Source organism: Caulobacter sp. S45 (genome assembly GCF_009765965.1).
In the GTDB taxonomy this organism is placed as follows: Bacteria; Pseudomonadota; Alphaproteobacteria; order Caulobacterales; family Caulobacteraceae; genus CAHJWH01.
Genome location: NZ_LMUL01000014.1, coordinates 1161435 through 1178685, shown reverse-complemented (window position 1 = coordinate 1178685; position 17251 = coordinate 1161435). Strand labels below are relative to the sequence as shown.

13 protein-coding genes and 1 tRNA gene are annotated in these 17251 nt (G+C 69.9%); 9 read left to right on the top strand and 5 right to left on the bottom strand.

Annotated elements, in window-relative coordinates; genetic code table 11:
- Nucleotides 1-59: 59 nt before the first annotated feature.
- The 4 genes from scpA to GSQ87_RS12385 all read right to left on the bottom strand — a co-directional run bounded on the left by scpA (nucleotide 60) and on the right by GSQ87_RS12385 (nucleotide 4957).
- Complete coding sequence (scpA, locus tag GSQ87_RS12400) at nucleotides 60-2210, bottom strand: methylmalonyl-CoA mutase (protein WP_158915736.1); 2151 nt, start codon at nucleotides 2208-2210, stop codon at nucleotides 60-62.
- The gene (locus GSQ87_RS12395) at nucleotides 2207-2608 is read right to left on the bottom strand and encodes a hypothetical protein (protein ID WP_158915735.1); all 402 of its coding nucleotides are present in this window, start codon (nucleotides 2606-2608) and stop codon (nucleotides 2207-2209) included. The genes scpA and GSQ87_RS12395 overlap by 4 nt, the downstream gene beginning before the upstream one ends.
- A complete protein-coding gene (locus GSQ87_RS12390; protein WP_158915734.1) occupies nucleotides 2605-4092 on the bottom strand; it encodes a methylmalonyl-CoA mutase family protein in 1488 nt (495 codons plus the stop codon). Before GSQ87_RS12390 ends, GSQ87_RS12395 begins: the two co-directional genes overlap by 4 nt.
- Nucleotides 4093-4210: 118 nt before the next feature.
- Nucleotides 4211-4957: a thioredoxin domain-containing protein gene (locus GSQ87_RS12385; protein WP_158915733.1), complete on the bottom strand. Its 747-nt coding sequence runs from the start codon at nucleotides 4955-4957 to the stop codon at nucleotides 4211-4213.
- A gap of 138 nt (nucleotides 4958-5095) precedes the next feature.
- Between GSQ87_RS12385 and GSQ87_RS12380 the strand changes: the two genes are divergently transcribed.
- Nucleotides 5096-5524 (top strand): DUF805 domain-containing protein, encoded by a 429-nt coding sequence (locus GSQ87_RS12380; RefSeq protein WP_158915732.1) that lies wholly within the window; start codon nucleotides 5096-5098, stop codon nucleotides 5522-5524.
- Here the strand turns inward: GSQ87_RS12380 and lipB are convergent.
- A complete protein-coding gene (lipB, locus tag GSQ87_RS12375; protein ID WP_158915731.1) occupies nucleotides 5521-6243 on the bottom strand; it encodes a lipoyl(octanoyl) transferase LipB in 723 nt (240 codons plus the stop codon). The genes GSQ87_RS12380 and lipB overlap by 4 nt on opposite strands.
- A 63-nt stretch (nucleotides 6244-6306) precedes the next feature.
- On the opposite strand from lipB, the gene GSQ87_RS12370 reads away from it, so the two are divergent.
- The 8 genes from GSQ87_RS12370 (at nucleotide 6307) to GSQ87_RS12335 (ending at nucleotide 17225) form a co-directional block, all read left to right on the top strand.
- Nucleotides 6307-6561 (top strand): FliM/FliN family flagellar motor switch protein, encoded by a 255-nt coding sequence (locus tag GSQ87_RS12370; protein WP_158915730.1) that lies wholly within the window; start codon nucleotides 6307-6309, stop codon nucleotides 6559-6561.
- An 84-nt stretch (nucleotides 6562-6645) separates the two neighbouring features.
- Nucleotides 6646-6729 (top strand) — tRNA-Leu (locus GSQ87_RS12365).
- A gap of 140 nt (nucleotides 6730-6869) precedes the next feature.
- On the top strand, nucleotides 6870-8015 hold the full coding sequence (locus tag GSQ87_RS12360; protein WP_158915729.1) for a lysozyme: 1146 nt from the start codon (nucleotides 6870-6872) through the stop codon (nucleotides 8013-8015).
- A gap of 200 nt (nucleotides 8016-8215) precedes the next feature.
- A complete protein-coding gene (locus tag GSQ87_RS12355) occupies nucleotides 8216-10393 on the top strand; it encodes a TonB-dependent receptor (protein WP_158915728.1) in 2178 nt (725 codons plus the stop codon).
- A gap of 167 nt (nucleotides 10394-10560) precedes the next feature.
- A complete protein-coding gene (locus GSQ87_RS12350; RefSeq protein WP_254062909.1) occupies nucleotides 10561-11928 on the top strand; it encodes a tetratricopeptide repeat protein in 1368 nt (455 codons plus the stop codon).
- Between the two features lie 167 nt (nucleotides 11929-12095).
- Entirely contained in the window at nucleotides 12096-14636 is a 2541-nt protein-coding gene (locus GSQ87_RS12345; RefSeq protein ID WP_158915727.1) for an ABC transporter substrate-binding protein, read from the top strand.
- Nucleotides 14637-14775: 139 nt separating this feature from the next.
- Nucleotides 14776-15591 carry an ABC transporter permease gene (locus GSQ87_RS12340; RefSeq protein WP_254062906.1) on the top strand — a complete coding sequence of 272 codons (816 nt, stop codon included), beginning with the start codon at nucleotides 14776-14778 and terminating at the stop codon, nucleotides 15589-15591.
- Nucleotides 15588-17225: an ABC transporter ATP-binding protein gene (locus tag GSQ87_RS12335; protein ID WP_254062905.1), complete on the top strand. Its 1638-nt coding sequence runs from the start codon at nucleotides 15588-15590 to the stop codon at nucleotides 17223-17225. Before GSQ87_RS12340 ends, GSQ87_RS12335 begins: the two co-directional genes overlap by 4 nt.
- The last annotated feature ends 26 nt before the right edge of the window (nucleotides 17226-17251 follow it).

Sequence of the window (17251 nt, the reverse complement as noted above, 5' to 3'; positions counted from 1 at the left end):
CATCATGAGGAGCCCGCCTCGGCGGGCGTCTCGAAGGACGCAGCACGCCTGAGCCTTCCTCACGCCGCCGCCTGTGAGTAGCCCAGCTTCGCGTTGAGCTTTTCCAGCAGTTCGATGGCGGCTTGGGCGATAACGGTGCCCGGGGGGAAGATGGCGGCGGCGCCGGCGTCGCGCAGCGCCTGGAAGTCGGACGGCGGGATCACGCCTCCGACCACCACCATGATGTCGTCGCGCCCGGCCTTGGCCAGCTCGGCCTTGAGCTCGGGGACCAGCGTGAGATGGCCGGCGGCCAGCGAGGATGCGCCGATGGCGTGGACCTTGGCGGCGATGGCGTCGTGGGCGGTCTCGCCGGGGGTCTGGAACAGCGGGCCGATCTCGACCTGGAAGCCGAGGTCGCCGAAGGCGGAGGCGACCACCTTCTGGCCCCGGTCGTGGCCGTCCTGGCCCATCTTGGCGATCATGATGCGCGGTGGAGAACCGTCGGCGGAGCGGAAAGCTTCGACCATGGCCTTGGCGCGGTTGACGGTGAAGTCGTCGGCCCCGGCCTCGCGCAGGTAGACGCCCTTGATGGCCTTGATCTGGGCCTTGTGGCGACCGAACACCTTTTCCAGCGCGTCGCTGATCTCGCCGACCGTGGCCTTGGCGCGGGCGGCCTGGACCGACAGTTCCAGCAGGTTGGCGTTGGAGGCCGCGCCCCTGGTCAGGGCGTCGAGCGCAGCCTGCACCTCGGCCGGGTCGCGTTCGGCGCGCAGGCGGCGAAGCTTCTCGACCTGCTGCTGGCGCACGGAGGTGTTGTCGACCTTGAGCATGGGGATGGTCTCCTCATGCTCGGGCTTGTAGCGGTTGACGCCAACCACGCTCTGGCGGCCGCTGTCGATGCGGGCCTGGGTGCGGGCGGCGACCTCCTCGATGCGCAGCTTGGGCGCGCCGGCCTCGATGGCCTTGGCCATGCCGCCAAGCCTTTCGACCTCCTCGATATGGGCGAGCGCGCGCCAGGCTAGATCGGCGGTCAGCCGCTCGACATAGTAGGAGCCGCCCCAGGGGTCGATGGTGCGGGTCAGCCCGCTCTCGGTCTGCAGGAACAGCTGGGTGTTGCGCGCGATGCGGGCCGAGAAGTCGGTCGGCAGGGCCAGGGCCTCGTCCAGGGCGTTGGTGTGCAGCGACTGGGTCTGGCCGTTGGCCGCCGCCATCGCCTCCACGCAGGTACGCGCCACGTTGTTGAACACGTCCTGGGCCGCCAGCGACCAGCCCGAGGTCTGGGAGTGGGTGCGCAGCGACAGCGAGCGGGGGTCCTTGGGATCGAACTGGCGCATCAGCCTGGCCCAGAGCAGGCGGGCGGCGCGCATCTTCGCCACCTCCATGAAGTAGTTCATCCCCACCGCCCAGAAGAAGGACAGGCGGGGCGCAAAGGCGTCCACGTCCATCCCGGCGGCGACGCCGGCGCGCACGTACTCGATTCCGTCGGCCAGCGTGTAGGCCAGTTCCAGGTCGGCCGAGGCGCCAGCCTCCTGCATGTGGTAGCCGCTGATCGAGATCGAGTTGAACTTGGGCGTCTCCTTCGCCGTGTAGGCGAAGATGTCGGCGATGATCCGCATCGAGGGCGTGGGTGGGTAGATGTAGGTGTTCCTGACCATGAACTCCTTGAGCACGTCGTTCTGGATCGTGCCGGTGAGCTTGGAATGGGGAACGCCCTGCTCCTCGGCGGCGGCGATGTAGAGCGCCAGCACCGGCAGCACCGCGCCGTTCATGGTCATCGACACGCTCATCTGGTCGAGCGGGATGGCGTCGAACAGGGTGCGCATGTCCAGGATGGAATCGACCGCCACGCCCGCCATGCCGACGTCGCCGGCCACGCGCGGATTGTCGCTGTCGTAGCCGCGGTGGGTGGCCAGGTCGAAGGCGATCGACAGGCCCTTCTGACCCGCCGCCAGGTTGCGGCGATAGAAGGCGTTGGACTCCTCGGCCGTGGAGAAACCGGCGTACTGGCGGATGGTCCACGGGTTGGTGACGTACATGGTCGGGTAGGGGCCGCGCACGAACGGCGCGATCCCGGGATAGCCGTCCAGGAAGTCCAGTCCCGTCAGGTCGGGCGGGCCATAGGCCGGCTTGACCCCGATCCCTTCGGGCGTCTCCCAGGTCGCGCCTGTGGGCGTGGATGCCGGCGGCAGGACCAGATCGTCGAAGCCGAGCCGGGTGAAATCGGGCGTCATTCGACCTCCGCCTCGTCCTCAGTGAGATCGGCTTCCAGCAGGGCCAGCCAGTCGGGGTCGGCGGCGTCGACCTCCTGCACGTCGTCGGTGAAGGCGATCACGGTGCGGCCCTGGGGCAGCAGCAGGCCCAGCACCTGGAGTTGTTCGCCTCGCTCGGTCTCATGCTGCTCGGCTTGGACGATCAGGGCGGCGAACTCCTCGTCCGCCTCCTCGTCGGTCCAGATCACCGGCTGGGGTAGGGGCTCCTCGAACGCGACCGCGTTATGGGTGTCGCCTAGCGCGAACACGGCGCGGCCGGCTTCCACATCGGCCTGGGTCGCCACCCGGCCGTGGAAGGTCCGGGCCTTGGCCCAGGTCTCGGCGGTGAAGCCCTGAGGCTCGGGAACGGCTTCGCTCATGGAGTGGCTCCCTGTTGCGCCTGGCGCTCGCGCTCGAACGGTTCGGCCGCTCGCCACGGATGCAGGGCTTCGCAGACGTCGTCCTCGCCAGCCAGGCGCACTTCGGGGCCGGGCTTGGCGAAAGGGCTGGGATCGACGTGGAGCGTCTCCACATCGGTCTCCGACAGGTTGGGGAACAGCGACACGCCCACCATCCCGGTCTTGCGGCTGGCGAGGTCGGCCTCGCGCTGGGCGCGGGCCTGGGCGGCGGTCCTGGCCACCCAGCCGGACCGGAGGGTCGCGGCCATCCCGCCCCGGCGCTCGATGTCCTGCAGCACCTCCCAGCCGGCGCGGGCGAGCTGGTCGGTCTGGGCTTCCAGGAACCAGCAGCCGCCGGCCGGGTCCTCGACGCGGGCGAGGTGGCTCTCCTCCATCAGCACCAGCTGGGTGTTGCGGGCCTGGCGACGGGCGAGGGCGCCGGCGCGGCCGAGCGGCTGGGTGAAGGGCTCCAGCACGATGGCGTCGGCTCCGCCCACCGCCGCGCCGAACCCCGCGGCGGTCAGGCGCAGCAGGTTCACCCAGGGATCGAGCCTGGACAGCATCCGACGGGAGGCCCGGGCCTCGATGCGGATCGACGCACCGCTCCCGAACGCCGCCGCCAGCCGGGTCCAGATCGCGCGGGCGGCGCGATGCTTGGCCAGGGTGGTGAAGTACTCTGCGTCCGCCGACAGGCCGACGACGATGCGGGGCAAGGCCTTGGCCGCGCTCAGCCCCTCGTCGATCATGGCGCGGACATAGGCGACGATGCTGGCCGCCATCATGCCCAGCTCCAGCGCCTCGCCGCCGCCGGCCTCGTGCGCGACGCGGCCGGACGCCAGGAAGAAGGTCGCTTCAGTATAGGTGGGGGCGAGGCGGGCGGCGGTGCGCGCGGCGAGCCGCACATGGTCGGCCAGCGGACCGGGGCTGGAGCCCTGCTCGGCGAACGTCCCCAGCGGATCGAGATGCAGCGCCAGCCTGGCGCGCGGGGCGGATCGGGCCAGGGCGTGCAGCCAGTCGCCGGCCTGCGGGCCGAGCCAGCCGGCGTCCAGCGCTGTCGGCGCCAAGTCTATCTCCACCTCGGCCAGCACCCGCGCCAGATCGGCGGCGGACGCGACCGCGACGCCCGTCCCGCCTGTCGGATCGATGCGCACGAGCAGAGAGTTGGCGCCGTTCTGTAGGTCGCGCAGCGCGTCGGCGTTGGCGCTCACCGGGTCGGAATGGTCGATGATCGTGCGCACGTCCCAGCGGCCGGGCCCCTGGCTGCGCACGGCGTCGAAGCGCGCCGCGTCGTCCAGCGAAGCCCCGTCGTCTTGGGCGGTGTAGAGGGGCCGGGTCTCAAGGCCGCCCGGCGCGTGCGTGGTCAACCCGTCCAGGGGGGCGCCTTTCAGCGTCTTCTCCACCAGCGCCAGCCACGCTTCCGGCGAAGGTTCGGGGAAGTCGGCGGCGAGGGGGGGATGAGCGTCCAAAGGCTAAGGTCCGGTCGAATTTGTCCCGGCCTAATCATACCTCCGGCCATCCATCGTCAAGTTCGACGGGAAGTTGGAAGAGTTTTCCCCGAACGGGGGGGCGCGAAAGGCGGTCGCCTCAGCGCCGCTTGGATCGCTTCAGCAGCGGCTGGAGCTGGGAGTCGACCATGGTGAAATCCCATTCCTTGCCCGGCGCCTGGGCCAGCTTCTTGCCATTGGCGACCAGGGTGGGCGTGCTGTCGATCTTGTCGACATTGGCGGCGTGGTCGACCCGCGCGTTGAGCGCGTCGGCGGCGGCCTTGTCGGAGATGCAGGCGTCGAACTGAGGCTCGTTCAAGCCGTTGGCCTTGGCGATGCGGACGAAGATGGCCTTCAGGTCGCCCTTGCCGCCGTAGATTTCCGGCTGGGCGCGGAACACCTGTTCGACCACGTCGAAATACTTGTCCTTCCCGGCGCAGCGGGCCATCAGGAAGCCGATGGCGGCGACGTTCTCGGGCTCGGTCAGGAACTCGCGGAAGACGTAGCGCACCTTGCCGGTGTCGACGTACTTGGCCTTGATCTGCGGGAAGACGTTGGCGTCGAAGCGCGCGCAGTGCGGGCAGCTCGCCGAGGCGTATTCCACCAGCGTCACCTTGGCCGTGGGCGAGCCCATGACATATTCCGAACCCATCCACTTGTTGGGCAGTAGGGCGGCGATCTGGGCCGGCGACAGCGTTGGCTCCGGCTTTGCCTCGGGCGGCTTTGCCACGGGCGGCTTGGCCGAAGAGGCGGGCGCAGGAACGGGCTCGATGGCCTGGGCGCTCGTCACCAAGCCAGCAAGGGCGAAGGCGGTGAAGGCGGCGAGGGCGAAACGGGGCGCGCGCATACTTGGGGGTCCTTGCGATCCTCAGCGGCTCATAGCACTCGCAGGCCCGCGGTAAAGCCGGGGCGTGTGGGAAAGCGCAGGCCGTTTCCTTTTCGCCGCTTTGCCAAGCTGGATCGAAGCCGCTAACCCGCCGCCATGATGTCGGACGAGATCTCGGATCGGGGCAGGATCGTGCGCGGGCAGGCCCGGCCGGAGATCGGCGAGCTGTTCGTCTCGTCGAGCGGGCGGATGTCGCATGCGCCGTTCATTGCGGGGCTAGCCGTCCTGATCGGGCTATTCTGGCTCTACGACCTGCATGTGGGCGGATGGATGCGCACGGCCACCGGGTGGATGGTCGACCTGTTGCTGTTCTTCTCCGCCTGCTGCCTGCTGTCCAAGCGGCTGCATGATCGCGGACGCGCGGGCTGGTGGGCGGGGTTGGCGCTATTGGCGTTCCACCTGGCCTGGCCGAGGCCCGAGGGCGTGGTGGGCTGGGTCGCCCTGGTGCTTGTCGCGGCGTTCGCGGTCGATCTGGTCGCGCTGCCGGGGCAGGCGAGCCACAATCGCTTCGGGCCGCCGCAACCCTAGAGCGGCGCCTCGGCGTCCTGGACGGGCCCGAACACGCGGTTGAAACTGGACTTCAACGCCGCGTCGGCCTCGTCCAGCGTCACCGGCAGGCCGAGGTCCACCAGGCTGGTGACGCCATGCTCGCGGATGCCGCAGGGGACGATGCCGTCGAAGTGGCCGAGGTCGGGCTCCACGTTCAGGCTGATCCCGTGAAAGGAGACCCAGCGCCGGAGCTTGACCCCGATGGCGGCGATCTTGTCCTCGCGCGCCGGCACGCCGCCTTCGCGCCGCTCGACCCAGACGCCGACGCGGCCGGGCCGCACCTCGCCCTTGACGTTGAATTCGCCCAGCGCCCCGATCACCCAGCCTTCCAGGGCGCGGACGAAGGCATGCACGTCGCGCTGGCGGGCCCGCAGGTCGAGCATGACGTAGGCCACCCGCTGGCCCGGCCCGTGATAGGTGAACTGGCCGCCCCGCCCGGTGGCGAACACCGGAAACCGTTCCGGCGTCAGCAGGTCGTCGGGCTTGGACGACACGCCGGCGGTGTAGAGCGGCGGGTGCTCCAACAGCCAGACCAGCTCGCCCGCCCGTCCTTCGGCGATGGCGGCGACGCGCGCTTCCATCGCCTCGACGGCCTCGGGATAGGGGACATAGCCCTTCGAGACGGCCCAGCCTGCCGGCGCATCATCGGTCCGCAAAAGGGTGGGGGAAACGAACGGGCTTAACTCGGAAGCAATCATAACGCTGCAGTTTGGCGCCACGTCCTGTCGGCGCAAGGCCGCAGGGTGTGGGGTAGGCGTACTTTGAGCCAGATCGAATCGGTCCAGGTCGAGATTTCGGTGCTGCTGGGACGCAGCACCCTGCCGATGCACCAGTTGCTGCGCATGGGCCGCGGGGCGGTGATCCCGCTGGACGCCCACGAGTCCGACGAGGTCTGGATCCTGGCCAATAATCACCCCGTCGCGCGGGGCGAAATCCAGATCAGCGAGGACAAGATCGCTATCAGCGTCACCCGCGCCGCCGATGTGTACGACTTCATCGCCGGCGGTTCCGGCTGATCCAGCCCGTCCAAAGGCGCGGCATCTAGGCCGCGCCCCTTCACACGGGCGGCGGGGTTTGCTACTGGCCCCGCTCCGAAACGCGCGGTCGTGGCGGAATGGTAGACGCGCAGCCTTGAGGTGGCTGTGGGGCAACCCGTGGAAGTTCGAGTCTTCTCGACCGCACCAATTCCGGACAGTCTATCCCTGACCCAGCGGCCTTTTGGCCCTGGGCAGGTGCGATAGCCAAATCGACCCCTCCCCTTCCTGTGGCGGGCTTCTTGCTCCGATGCGGTCGGCGATGACGCCACCGTGCCAAGTTGGGTCGAATGAAGCTGCATCCGCGACTTTCCCGGGCTGCCGTGGAACTGGTCAAACGGTTCGAGACCTTCGAACCGCAGGCCAAGCCGACGGCCCATGGGGGCTGGACCCTCGGCTACGGCCACACCCGCACCGCACGGGAAGGAGCCAGCGTCTCGCGCCAGGACGCCGAGGCGCTGCTGCTCTATGATCTGAGCGCGGCGGCGGAGCTCGTTTCCCAAACCGTGTTCGCCCCGCTCAACGTCGTCCAGTTCGACGCCCTGACCGCCTTCGCCTTCAACGTCGGGCCTGAAAATTTCCGTGGATCGAGCGCCCTGGCGCGGGTCAACGCCGGCGCCTATCTGGACGCCGCCGACGAGATCGAGCGCTGGCGGCTGGCCGAACTTGGGACCGGCGCCCAGGTCGTCGACACCCTGGTGCGCCGCCGCGCGGCGGAGAAGGCGCACTTCCTCAGCCTGCCGCCCGGCGCCTCGACCTCGCCTTCGGCCATGCTGCGTCCGCTGACCGGCCCGGACGCCGGCCCGATCGTCTCCGGCGATCCCGACGCGGTCCAGGTCGCCGCAATCCATGGGGGGGGCGTCGCGCCCGAAGCCGCCAGCTCTCCCTCGGCCGTGTTGACCGCCGCCAACAGCGTGCAGGCCCGCCTGCGCGAACTGATCCCCGATGCTCCGTTCGAGGCCGTCCACTCCGCGCCGCCGCCGCCCAAGCCTGCGGCGATCCTGGAGCCCCATGAAGCTCCCGCCCCATTCTTGACCGCGCCCTTGGCGGAGGTGATCGGCGTCGCCGCTCCCATCCTCGCCGCCGGCGGTCTGGTCGAGCACGCCGAGCCCCCGCCGCCGCCGTTCGCCAACGACCATGGCCCGGCGACTGTCGATCCGCTTTCGGAGGACGGGCTCGACGGACCAATCCAAGGCGAGGCGTCCGCATCCGAGCGCGCAGTCACGCCCCCGGCCAAGGCCAGCGTCAAGGCGCGGCCCCCGCTGCTCCGCTTTGCACCGCATATCGTGGCCCTGATCGGCTTGGTCCTGTTCGCAGGCGCGGTGGCGATGATCCTCAAAGGGCAGCCGAACCTGGTGAGCCTGGGTATGGGGCTGGTGGGCGCCGTGGGCATGGCCGGCGCGCTCTACACGCTGATGGGCCGATCAAGTATTTGATATACCAAAGTTGTTTTGTGTCGCTTTGGCGACACGCAGAGGAAAGCTTCAAATGTTGCAGGGGCGCGTCTGAGAAAAACTAGCTTCCTCCCCTTCGTGCATGGCTTAGCTTGCACTGCACAACAGACGCATCTCGCAACGCTATTGCGGGAAAGCGGCGAGGGGAAAAGGCTTTGACTCGAACTCTGAAGGCGACGGCCGTGAGCGCCCTGGCGCTCGGCATCGCTACGTCCGCGGCGGCGGCGGAATCCAATGCGCCCGCGTCGTCCAGCACCTTGTCGGAGGTGGTCGTCACCGCCCAGCGGCGCGAACAGTCCGCCCAGGATGTGGGGATCGCCATCTCCGTCATCAGCGGCGAACAGCTTGCGCTGCGGGGCGTGACCACGGTCGCAGGCCTGCAATACCAGACGCCGGGGCTGGAGATCACGCCCGCCTTTGGCGGCGGCCAGCCCAACTATCGCCTGCGCGGCGTGGGTTTCGACGACTACGCCTCCAACAATTCCTCTCCGGTCGGCGTCTATGTCGACGAGGTGGCCTATCCGTTCCCGCTGCAGACGACGGGCCAGGTCTTCGACGTCTCGCGGGCGGAGGTGCTGCGCGGGCCGCAGGGCACGCTGTACGGGCGCAACACCACCGGCGGCGCCATCAACTTCATCACCAACCGGCCGAGCGACGCGCCATCCTTCGGTATCGACGGCGAGTACGGCAGCTATGGCTACAGCCGGGTGGAGGGGTTCGTCTCCGGTCCGCTGACCGACACGCTGAAGTTCCGCATCTCCGGCGTTTCCGAGCAGGGCGGCGGCTTCCAGCAGAACCGCACGACGGGCCAGGAACTGGGCGACCTGAACCGCTCGGCCCTGCGCGGTCAACTGGACTGGACGCCGACCTCCAGGCTGGATGTGCTGCTGGCGGCCAACTACGGCTACGACCACTCAGACGGTCAGGGGCTGTACCGCTTCGACAATGCGGGCGGGGTCCAGGCCGACGCCAATCCCTACAAGACCGGCTGGGGCGCATCGCCCGCCTTCGCCAACCTGATCGGGATCAACACCGACACCAAGCCTTTCAAACACAACGAGAACGCCGGGATCGACCTGCACGTCGGCTACGACCTGGGCTTCGCCAAGCTGACCAGCATCACCGCCTATCACGCGCTGACCCGGCGCGAGTACGAGGACTGGGACGCCACCACCGCCGCAGACGCGGACACTTTCTACAACACCCACGCCAAGGTGTTTTCCGAGGAGCTGCGCCTCAGCTCGGAGGGGCATGGGCCGTTGAAGTGGGTGGGAGGGCTGTATTTCTCGAAAGAGGACCTGCGCGACACCTTCCTGTCGGACTTCGTCGACTTTCCGGGCCTGAACCTGATCGCCGACACCGCCTACGCCCAGCACGCCAACACCGTCGCGGGCTTCGGCCAGCTCGACTACCGGCTCACCGACCGGCTGACGATCACGGGCGGCTTGCGGCTGGAATACGAGCGGCGCACGCTGGACAACTTCTCCACCTCCGTTCCGGGCGGCCCGGTGTTTGCGGCCTTGGCGGCGGAGGCGACCGACTACACCCGCCTGTCCGGCAAGGCCGAGGCGGACTACCGCCTGATCGACAAGACCCTGGTCTACGCCAGCGCCAGCCGGGGGGTGAAGTCCGGCGGTTTCACCGCCTACAACACCACCAACCTCGGCCAGCTCGCCCCGTTCAAGCCGGAGTCGCTGTGGGCCTATGAGGCGGGGATCAAGAGCCAGCTCCTGGGCGACACCCTGCGGGTCAACGCCGACGGCTTCTACTACGACTACCGTGACGAGCAGGTGCAGGGAGCGGTGTTCGACACCTTCTCCAACGGGCCGATCGGCAAGATCGTCAACGTACCCAAGTCCCATATCTGGGGCGTGGAGGCAGAGGTGCAGTGGAAGCCGATCCCGCGCCTGGAGATCGACCAGGGCGTCAGCCTCAAGCGCGGCGAGTTCGACGACTATCAGGGCCTGGACGTGGCCAAGAGCACGGCGGCGGGCGCGGCGGTGAACGACAACCGCGACGGCCAGGACCTGGGCTTTCCCAAGTGGAGCCTGAACGGGTCGGCCAGCTACACCCAGCCGGTGGCGGGCGCCTACAAGCTGGTCGCCGAGATGGACTACGCCTATCGCGACAAGCTGATGCCGGTGCTGCTGGGATCGACCTACAATGTCAGCGCCTACTGGCTGGCCAACGCCACCCTGACCTTCTCGCCCAACGACGGGCCATGGTCGATCGGGTTGTGGGGGCGCAACATTACCGGCACGCGTTACGACCTGACCCGCAATTTCTTCCTGACAGGCATCGACATCGCCGCCCCCGGCGCGCCCGCGACGTTCGGCGGCCGGGTGAGCTATCGGTATTGATCGGGAGCGGCGCTGCGTGCTTCGAGACGCGCTACGCGCTCCTCAGCATGACGAGGGTTTGTGCAAGCCACCTCCATCCGTCATCCTGAGGAGCCCCGGAAGGGGCGTCTCGAAGGACGCACGCGTTCGATGCGCGCCATGACTGCGGCAGGCGAACGGACTAGAACATGACGGCCATGCGGCGCGACCTGCTCGGCAATCCCGTCTCCACCGACAGCGATGCGACGCTGCAGGGCGTAGACGACTTTGTGGGCGGGATGCTGGCCTATGAGACTCGTGCGGTGAACGTGCTGGCGGTCGCCGACGCTGATCCCAGCGCGTGCTTGATCAACGCCTACGCCGCCGCCCTGCACCTGCTGATCGAGGCGCCGGAAGGAGCGGCCAACGCCGAGCCCTACCTGCGCCGGGCTGAGGCCGCGGCGCCGTCGGCCACCGGGCGCGAGCGCGACGTCACCGCCTTCGTCCGCGCCTGGGCCGGCGACGACATCCCCGAGGCCATGCGGATCGGCGAGGCGGTGCTGCGGGCGCACCCGCGCGACCTGCTGACGCTCAAGCTGCTGCACTACCACGCCTTCAACGTCGGTCGGTTCGCCGAGATGTTGCGGCTGGCCGAACTGGTCGCGCCCGCCAACGAGGACGTGGCCTGGATGCATGGCATGGCCGCCTTCGCCTACGAGCAATGCCACCTGCTGGACCAGGCCGAAGCCGCCGCCCGGCGCGCCCTGGCGCTGCGCCGCCAGGAGCCGTGGGCCCAGCACGCGCTCGCCCATATCATGCTGACTCAGGGCCGGATCGAGGAGGGAGCCGCGTTCCTGGAGCAGGCGCGCGACACCTGGACCGGGCTGAACTCCTTCATGCTGACCCACCTCTGGTGGCACCTGGCCCTGTTCCGCCTCAGCCAGGGGCGCGAGGCGGAGGTGCTGGAGATCTACGACCGCCACTGCTGGGGCGTGGCCAAGGACTACTCCCAGGACCAGGCCGGCGCGGTCTCGCTGCTGGCGCGGATCGAGCTGTCGGGCGTGGAGGTGGGCGGACGCTGGGATGACTTGGGCGTCTATCTCGCCGCGCGCGGGCCGGACACGACCCAGCCCTTCCTGGCCTTGCAGTACCTCTACGGACTGGCGCGGGCGGGGCGGAGCGAAGCCGACGCCCTGATGACGGCCATCGCCGAGCGGGCTCACACCGCTCCGGATCACGCGCGCGAGACCTGGGCCGAGGTGGCGCTTCCCGTGGCCGAGGGCCTGCTCGCCCACGCCCGGGGCGATGCGGAAACCGCCGTGCGCCGCCTGACCCCGGCCCTGCCGCGGCTGATCGACATCGGCGGCAGCCACGCCCAGCGCGACCTGTTCGAGCTGATCCTGCTCGACGCGGTGATCCGCAGTGCTCGGCTGGAACGCGCCCAGCAGATGCTGGAGTTGCGTCGGATGAGCGATCCCCAGGGCGTGCCGATGAACCGGGCGCTGGCGGCGGTGTATGCGGGGCTGGGTCTGCACCGCGAAAGCGCTGCGGCGGCGGCGCGGGCGGTGGCGCGGTGAGGGGGATTGAGTTCCCTTCTCCCCTTGCGGGAGAAGGAAGGGGCCCGCGCGTCGATAGGCGCGTGGGAAGGTTGAGGGGTCTTGCTGCGCTATGCGGCAAGCGTCCTTCGACCCCTCACCCTCCCAGCTTCGCTGGGCCCCTCCCTCTCCCGCAAGGGGAGAGGGGAATGTGGCGCGCCTCCCTTTCTTTTGCCCTCCTCGCCCTCTGTCTTCTTGGCTCCCCGCACCTCGCCCGCGCCGCCCCCGCCAACGCCATCACCGTTGGCCTCCAGCTCGAACCGCCTACCCTCGACCCCACCTCCGGCGCGGCGGATGCGATCAAGAACGTGGCCTTTCCGACCCTGTTCGAGGGGCTGGTGAAACTCGGCCCTGGCGGCGTTGTCCAACCCTTGCTGGCGCAGAGCTGGACCGTTTCGCCGGACGGCCAGACCTACAGCTTCCACCTGCGCCGGGGCGTGCAGTTCTCGGACGGCGAGCCGTTCGACGCCACCGTGGTCAAGTTCAGCCTGGACCGCGCCCGCGCGCCGGGCTCGACCAACGGCCAGCGCAGCCGATTCGAGGTGATCGACCAAGTCCGCATCCTCGACCCGTACGAGGTCGAGCTGCACCTTAAGCGCCGCTCCGCCACCCTGCTGCAGGTGCTGGGCTGGGGCGACGCGGTGATGGTCGCCCCGGGATCGGCCAAGACCGACATCACCCGCCCGGTCGGCACCGGCCCGTTCGTGCTGGAGGACTGGCGGCGGGGTTATTCGGTGAGCCTCAAGCGCAATCCCGCCTACTGGGGTCGCCCGGCCCGGCTGGAGCGCGTGACCTTCACCTTCATCGCCGACCCCTCCGCCGCCGAAGCCGCGCTAAGGGCCGGCGACGTCGATGTCTTTCCCAATTATCCGGCGCCCGAGGGCCTGAAGCGGCTCGCCGCCGATCCGCGTTTCGTGGTGCGCTCGGCGCCGAGCGAGGGCGAGACCCTGGTGGCGCTGAACGAGCGGATCAAGCCGCTGGCCGACGTCCGTGTGCGCCGCGCGCTGGCCTACGCCATCGACCGCAGGGCGGTGATCGAGGGGGCCATGTACGGCTTCGGCACGCCGATCGGCAGCCATTATCCCCCGCAGGACCCCGGCTATGTCGACCTCACCGGCCTGTATCCGCACGACCCGGCCAAGGCCCGCGCCCTGCTGGCGCAGGCGGGCTACCCGCACCTCGGCCTCACCCTGACCCTGCCGCCGCCGACCTATGCGCGGCGCAGCGGCGAGATCGTCGCCGCCCAGCTCGCCCAGGCGGGCGTGAAGGTGAAGATCGTCGACATGGAATGGGCGCAGTGGCTGGCCCAGGTGTTCGGCCGCCACGCCTACGACATGACCATCGTCGATCACGTCGAGCCGTTGGACTACGACATCTACGGCCGCGACGACTACTATTTCGGCTATTCCAATCCGAGGACCAAGGTCCTGCTCGCCGCCGCCGAGGATGCGACCGACCCGGCCCGGCGTACGGCCCTGCTCGGTGGCATCCAGCGCCAGATCGCCGGCGACTCCGTGAACCTGTTCCTGTTCCAGTATCCGATCCTGGGGGTCTGGAACGCCCGGTTGAGGGACGCCTGGGCGCCGACGCCGGTAGCCATCCTCGACCTGAACGACGCCTACGTGGCGGGCGGCGGCGCGGGCGACGAGCAGGGCGGTTCGGGGGCGACGCCGGCCTGGCTTTGGGTGCTGACGACAGCGCCGTTCGTACTTGCGCTGATTGCGGCGGGACGGCGCGCGCGTCCGGCTTATCTCGCGGGCCGGCTGGGCGTGCTGGTGGGGACCTTGCTCGCGGCCAGCCTGGTGATCTTCCTGTTGCTGCAGATCGCGCCGGGTGATCCGGCGCGCTACATGATGGGCTTCAGCGCCGATCCGGCGGCCCTGCACGCGGTGCGGCTGGAGCTTGGCCTGGAGGGGCCGGCTTGGCGGCGTTACCTGAGCTGGATGGCGGGGCTGGCCCATGGCGACCTGGGGCTCAGCTACACCTATCGCACGCCGGTCGCGGCCCTGGTGGCCGAGCGGCTGGCGGTGTCCTTGCCGCTGGCCCTCTACGCCCTGGTCCTGTCGACAACGGCGGCCTTCGCCATGGGGCTCGGCGCGGCGATGCGACCGGGCGGGACCGTGGACCGCATCGTCGGCGGCCTGACCCAGCTCGGCGTGGCCGTGCCGGGGTTCTGGCTCGGCATGATGCTGGTGATCGTGTTCGCCGAGCGGCTGGGCTGGGCGCCGGCAGGCGGCTTTCCCGGCTGGGCGGGCGGCGTGGGACCGGCGCTCGGTGCGCTAAGCCTGCCAGCCATCGCCCTGGCCGCGCCCCAGGCGGCGGTGTTGACCCGCGTGCTGCGGGGCGAGCTGCTCTCGGCCATGGGCGCCGACTATGTCCGCAGCGCCCGGGCTCGGGGGCTCAGCCGACGCCAGGCCCTGATCCGCCACGCCCTGCCCAACGCCCTGGGCCCGACCCTGACCATCCTGGGACTCCAGTTCGCCTACCTGCTCGCTGGCGCGGTAGTGATCGAGAACGTGTTCAACCTGCCGGGCCTCGGCCGGCTGGTGTTCCAGGCGCTGGCCCAGCGCGACCTGATCGTGGTGCAGAGCGTGGTCTTGGTCCTGGTGGTCGCCGTGGTCGCCGTCAGCTTCCTTACCGACCTGGCCGCCGCGGCGGTGGACCCGCGGTTGTCGGAGCGGCGGCGGTGAGGCGGGCGGAGATATCCTGCGTCCTTCGAGACGCCCCTTCGGGGCTCCTCAGGATGACGTATGTGAAGAGCTGCAAAAACCTCCGTCCTGCTGAGGAGCGGCGCGAGCCGCGTCTCGAAGCACGCAGGAGGACCGCCGCGTGAGAGCGTCCGGGAACGCGCCGCTCATCGCCGGCGCAGCCATGGTGACATTGCTAATCGCCACCGCCCTCCTGTCCCTGATCTGGACGCCCTATCCGGCGGAGGCGATCAACATCGCCATCCGTCTCGCGCCGCCGTCGCCGGCCCACCTGTTCGGGACCGACGCCTATGGCCGCGACGGGCTGAGCCAGGCGATGGCGGGCGCGCGCACCGCCCTGCTGGTGTCGGGCGCGGCCTGCCTGCTGGGGATCGGAGTGGGGACGCCGCTGGGCCTGCTCGCCGCCGCTCGGAGAGGCTGGGCGGACGAGCTGACCATGCGCTTCAGCGACCTGGTGTTCGCGTTTCCGGCCCTGTTGCTGGCGGTGCTGGCGGCGGCGACGCTGGGGCCGGGCGCGCTGGACGCGGTGATCGGCATCGGCGTCTACTCCATCCCGGTGTTCGCCAAGGTCGTGCGCACGGGTGCGCTGCGGCTATGGAGCCTGGACTACGCCCTGGCGGCGCGGGCGGCGGGCAAGGGCGGCCTGCGCATCTCGTTGGAGCATATCCTGCCCAACCTGTTGGCCCCCCTGGCGGTGCAGGGCGCGCTGCAGCTGTCGCTGGCGGTGGTGGCCGAGGCCGGGCTGGCCTATCTCGGCCTCAGCGCCCAGCCGCCGGCGCCCAGCTGGGGCCGGATGCTGGCCGACGCCCAGACCCTCTACGCCCAGGCGCCCTGGCTGGCCCTGTTCCCCGGCGCCGCCATCGTGGTCGCAGTGCTGGGCTTCAGCCTGCTTGGCGAGGGTCTGCGTCGCCGCTTCGAGGGCGAGGGGCGGGCGTGAGCGAGCCCCTGCTGCAGGTGGAGGGATTGCGCGTCGCCTTTGGCGCGGTCGAGGCCGTGCGTGGCGTGGACCTGACGCTAGGTGCGGGCGAGGTGCTGGGTCTGGTGGGGGCGAGCGGCTCCGGCAAGTCGCTCACCGCGCTTTCGATCCTGCGTTTGCCGCCGAACGGGGCTCGGGTCCAGGGCCGTATCCGCTTCGATGGCGGCGCGCTCGACACGCTCGGTGAACGGGAAATGTGCGCCGTGCGCGGGCGTGAGATCGCCATGGTGTTCCAGGAGCCGGCCACCGCGCTCGATCCAGTCATGTCCATCGGCGCCCAGGTGGCGGAGACCGTGCGTATCCACACCCGCGTTTCCCGCAGCGAGGCGATGCGGATCGCGCGCCAGACCCTGGACCGGGTAGGGCTGGAGGGCATGGCCCTCGACCGCCGGCCGCACCAGCTTTCCGGCGGCCAGCGCCAGCGGGTGGCGATCGCCGCCGCCATCGCCTTGAAGCCTCGCCTGCTACTCGCCGACGAGGTGACCACTGCGCTCGACGCCGTCACCCAGGCCAGGATCGTGGAGCTTCTGCTGCGTCTGGTGCGCGAGGACGGCATGTCCCTGCTGCTGGTCAGCCACGACCTCGCCCTGGCGGCGGGCGTGGCCGACCGGATCGCGGTGATGTGCGAGGGGGAGATCGTCGTCACCGGCTCCGCCGTGGAAGTCCTGCGGAGCGCCCATCCCTATGTCGCCGCCCTGCGCGAGGCATCGTCGCCGGCGCCCGTGACCTCGATACGGGACCCCGTCGGGTCGCCCTTGCTGGAGGCCAAGGGACTGGTGCGCAGCTACGCCAATCGGCGGGTCGGCGCAGCCGCGCCGGGCAATGCTGCGGCGGTGGACCGGGTGTCGCTGACGCTGCACGCGGGCGAGACCGTTGGCGTGCTGGGCGAGTCCGGCGCGGGCAAGTCTACCCTGCTGCGCCTGTTGCTGGGGCTGGAGCGACTGGACGCCGGCGAGGTGTGGCTTGCGGGCGAGGCCTTCTCCAAGGTTTCCGCCGCGCGCCAGCGACGACTGCGCGCGCGCATCCAGCCGGTGTTCCAGGACCCCTACGGCAGTTTCGACCCCCGCTGGACGGTGGCGCGGTTGGTGGCGGAACCGCTGGCCCTGCTCGAGCCTCCCTTGCCGCCGGCGGAGCGGCGCGCGCGGGTGGAGGCGGCGCTGGCCAAGGTGGGCTTGCCGCCGGACGTGGCCGACCGCTTTCCGCACGCCGTCTCAGGCGGCCAGCGCCAGCGCATCGCGCTCGCCCGCGCCCTGGTCGTTCGGCCCCAGGTGCTGGTGCTGGACGAGGCCACCTCGGCGCTGGACGTGATCACGCGGGCGGAGATCCTGAAGCTGCTCGCCACGCAAAAGGCCGAATTGAACGCCGCCTGCCTGATCGTCACCCACGACCTGGCGGTGATCCGCGCGGCGACCGACCGGGTGCTGGTGATGCAGGCCGGCCGTATCGTCGAGCAGGGCGAGACGCAGGCAGTGCTCTCGGCCCCGCGCCATCCCTACACCCAGGCGCTGCTGGCCGCAGCGCCTGATCTGGAAGCAGTGCTGGCGGGACAGATTCCCTCTCCCTCGCACGGGGGAGGGCGGGCCCCGTTGCGCTAGCAATGGGAGGGTGGGGGTGGACGGCG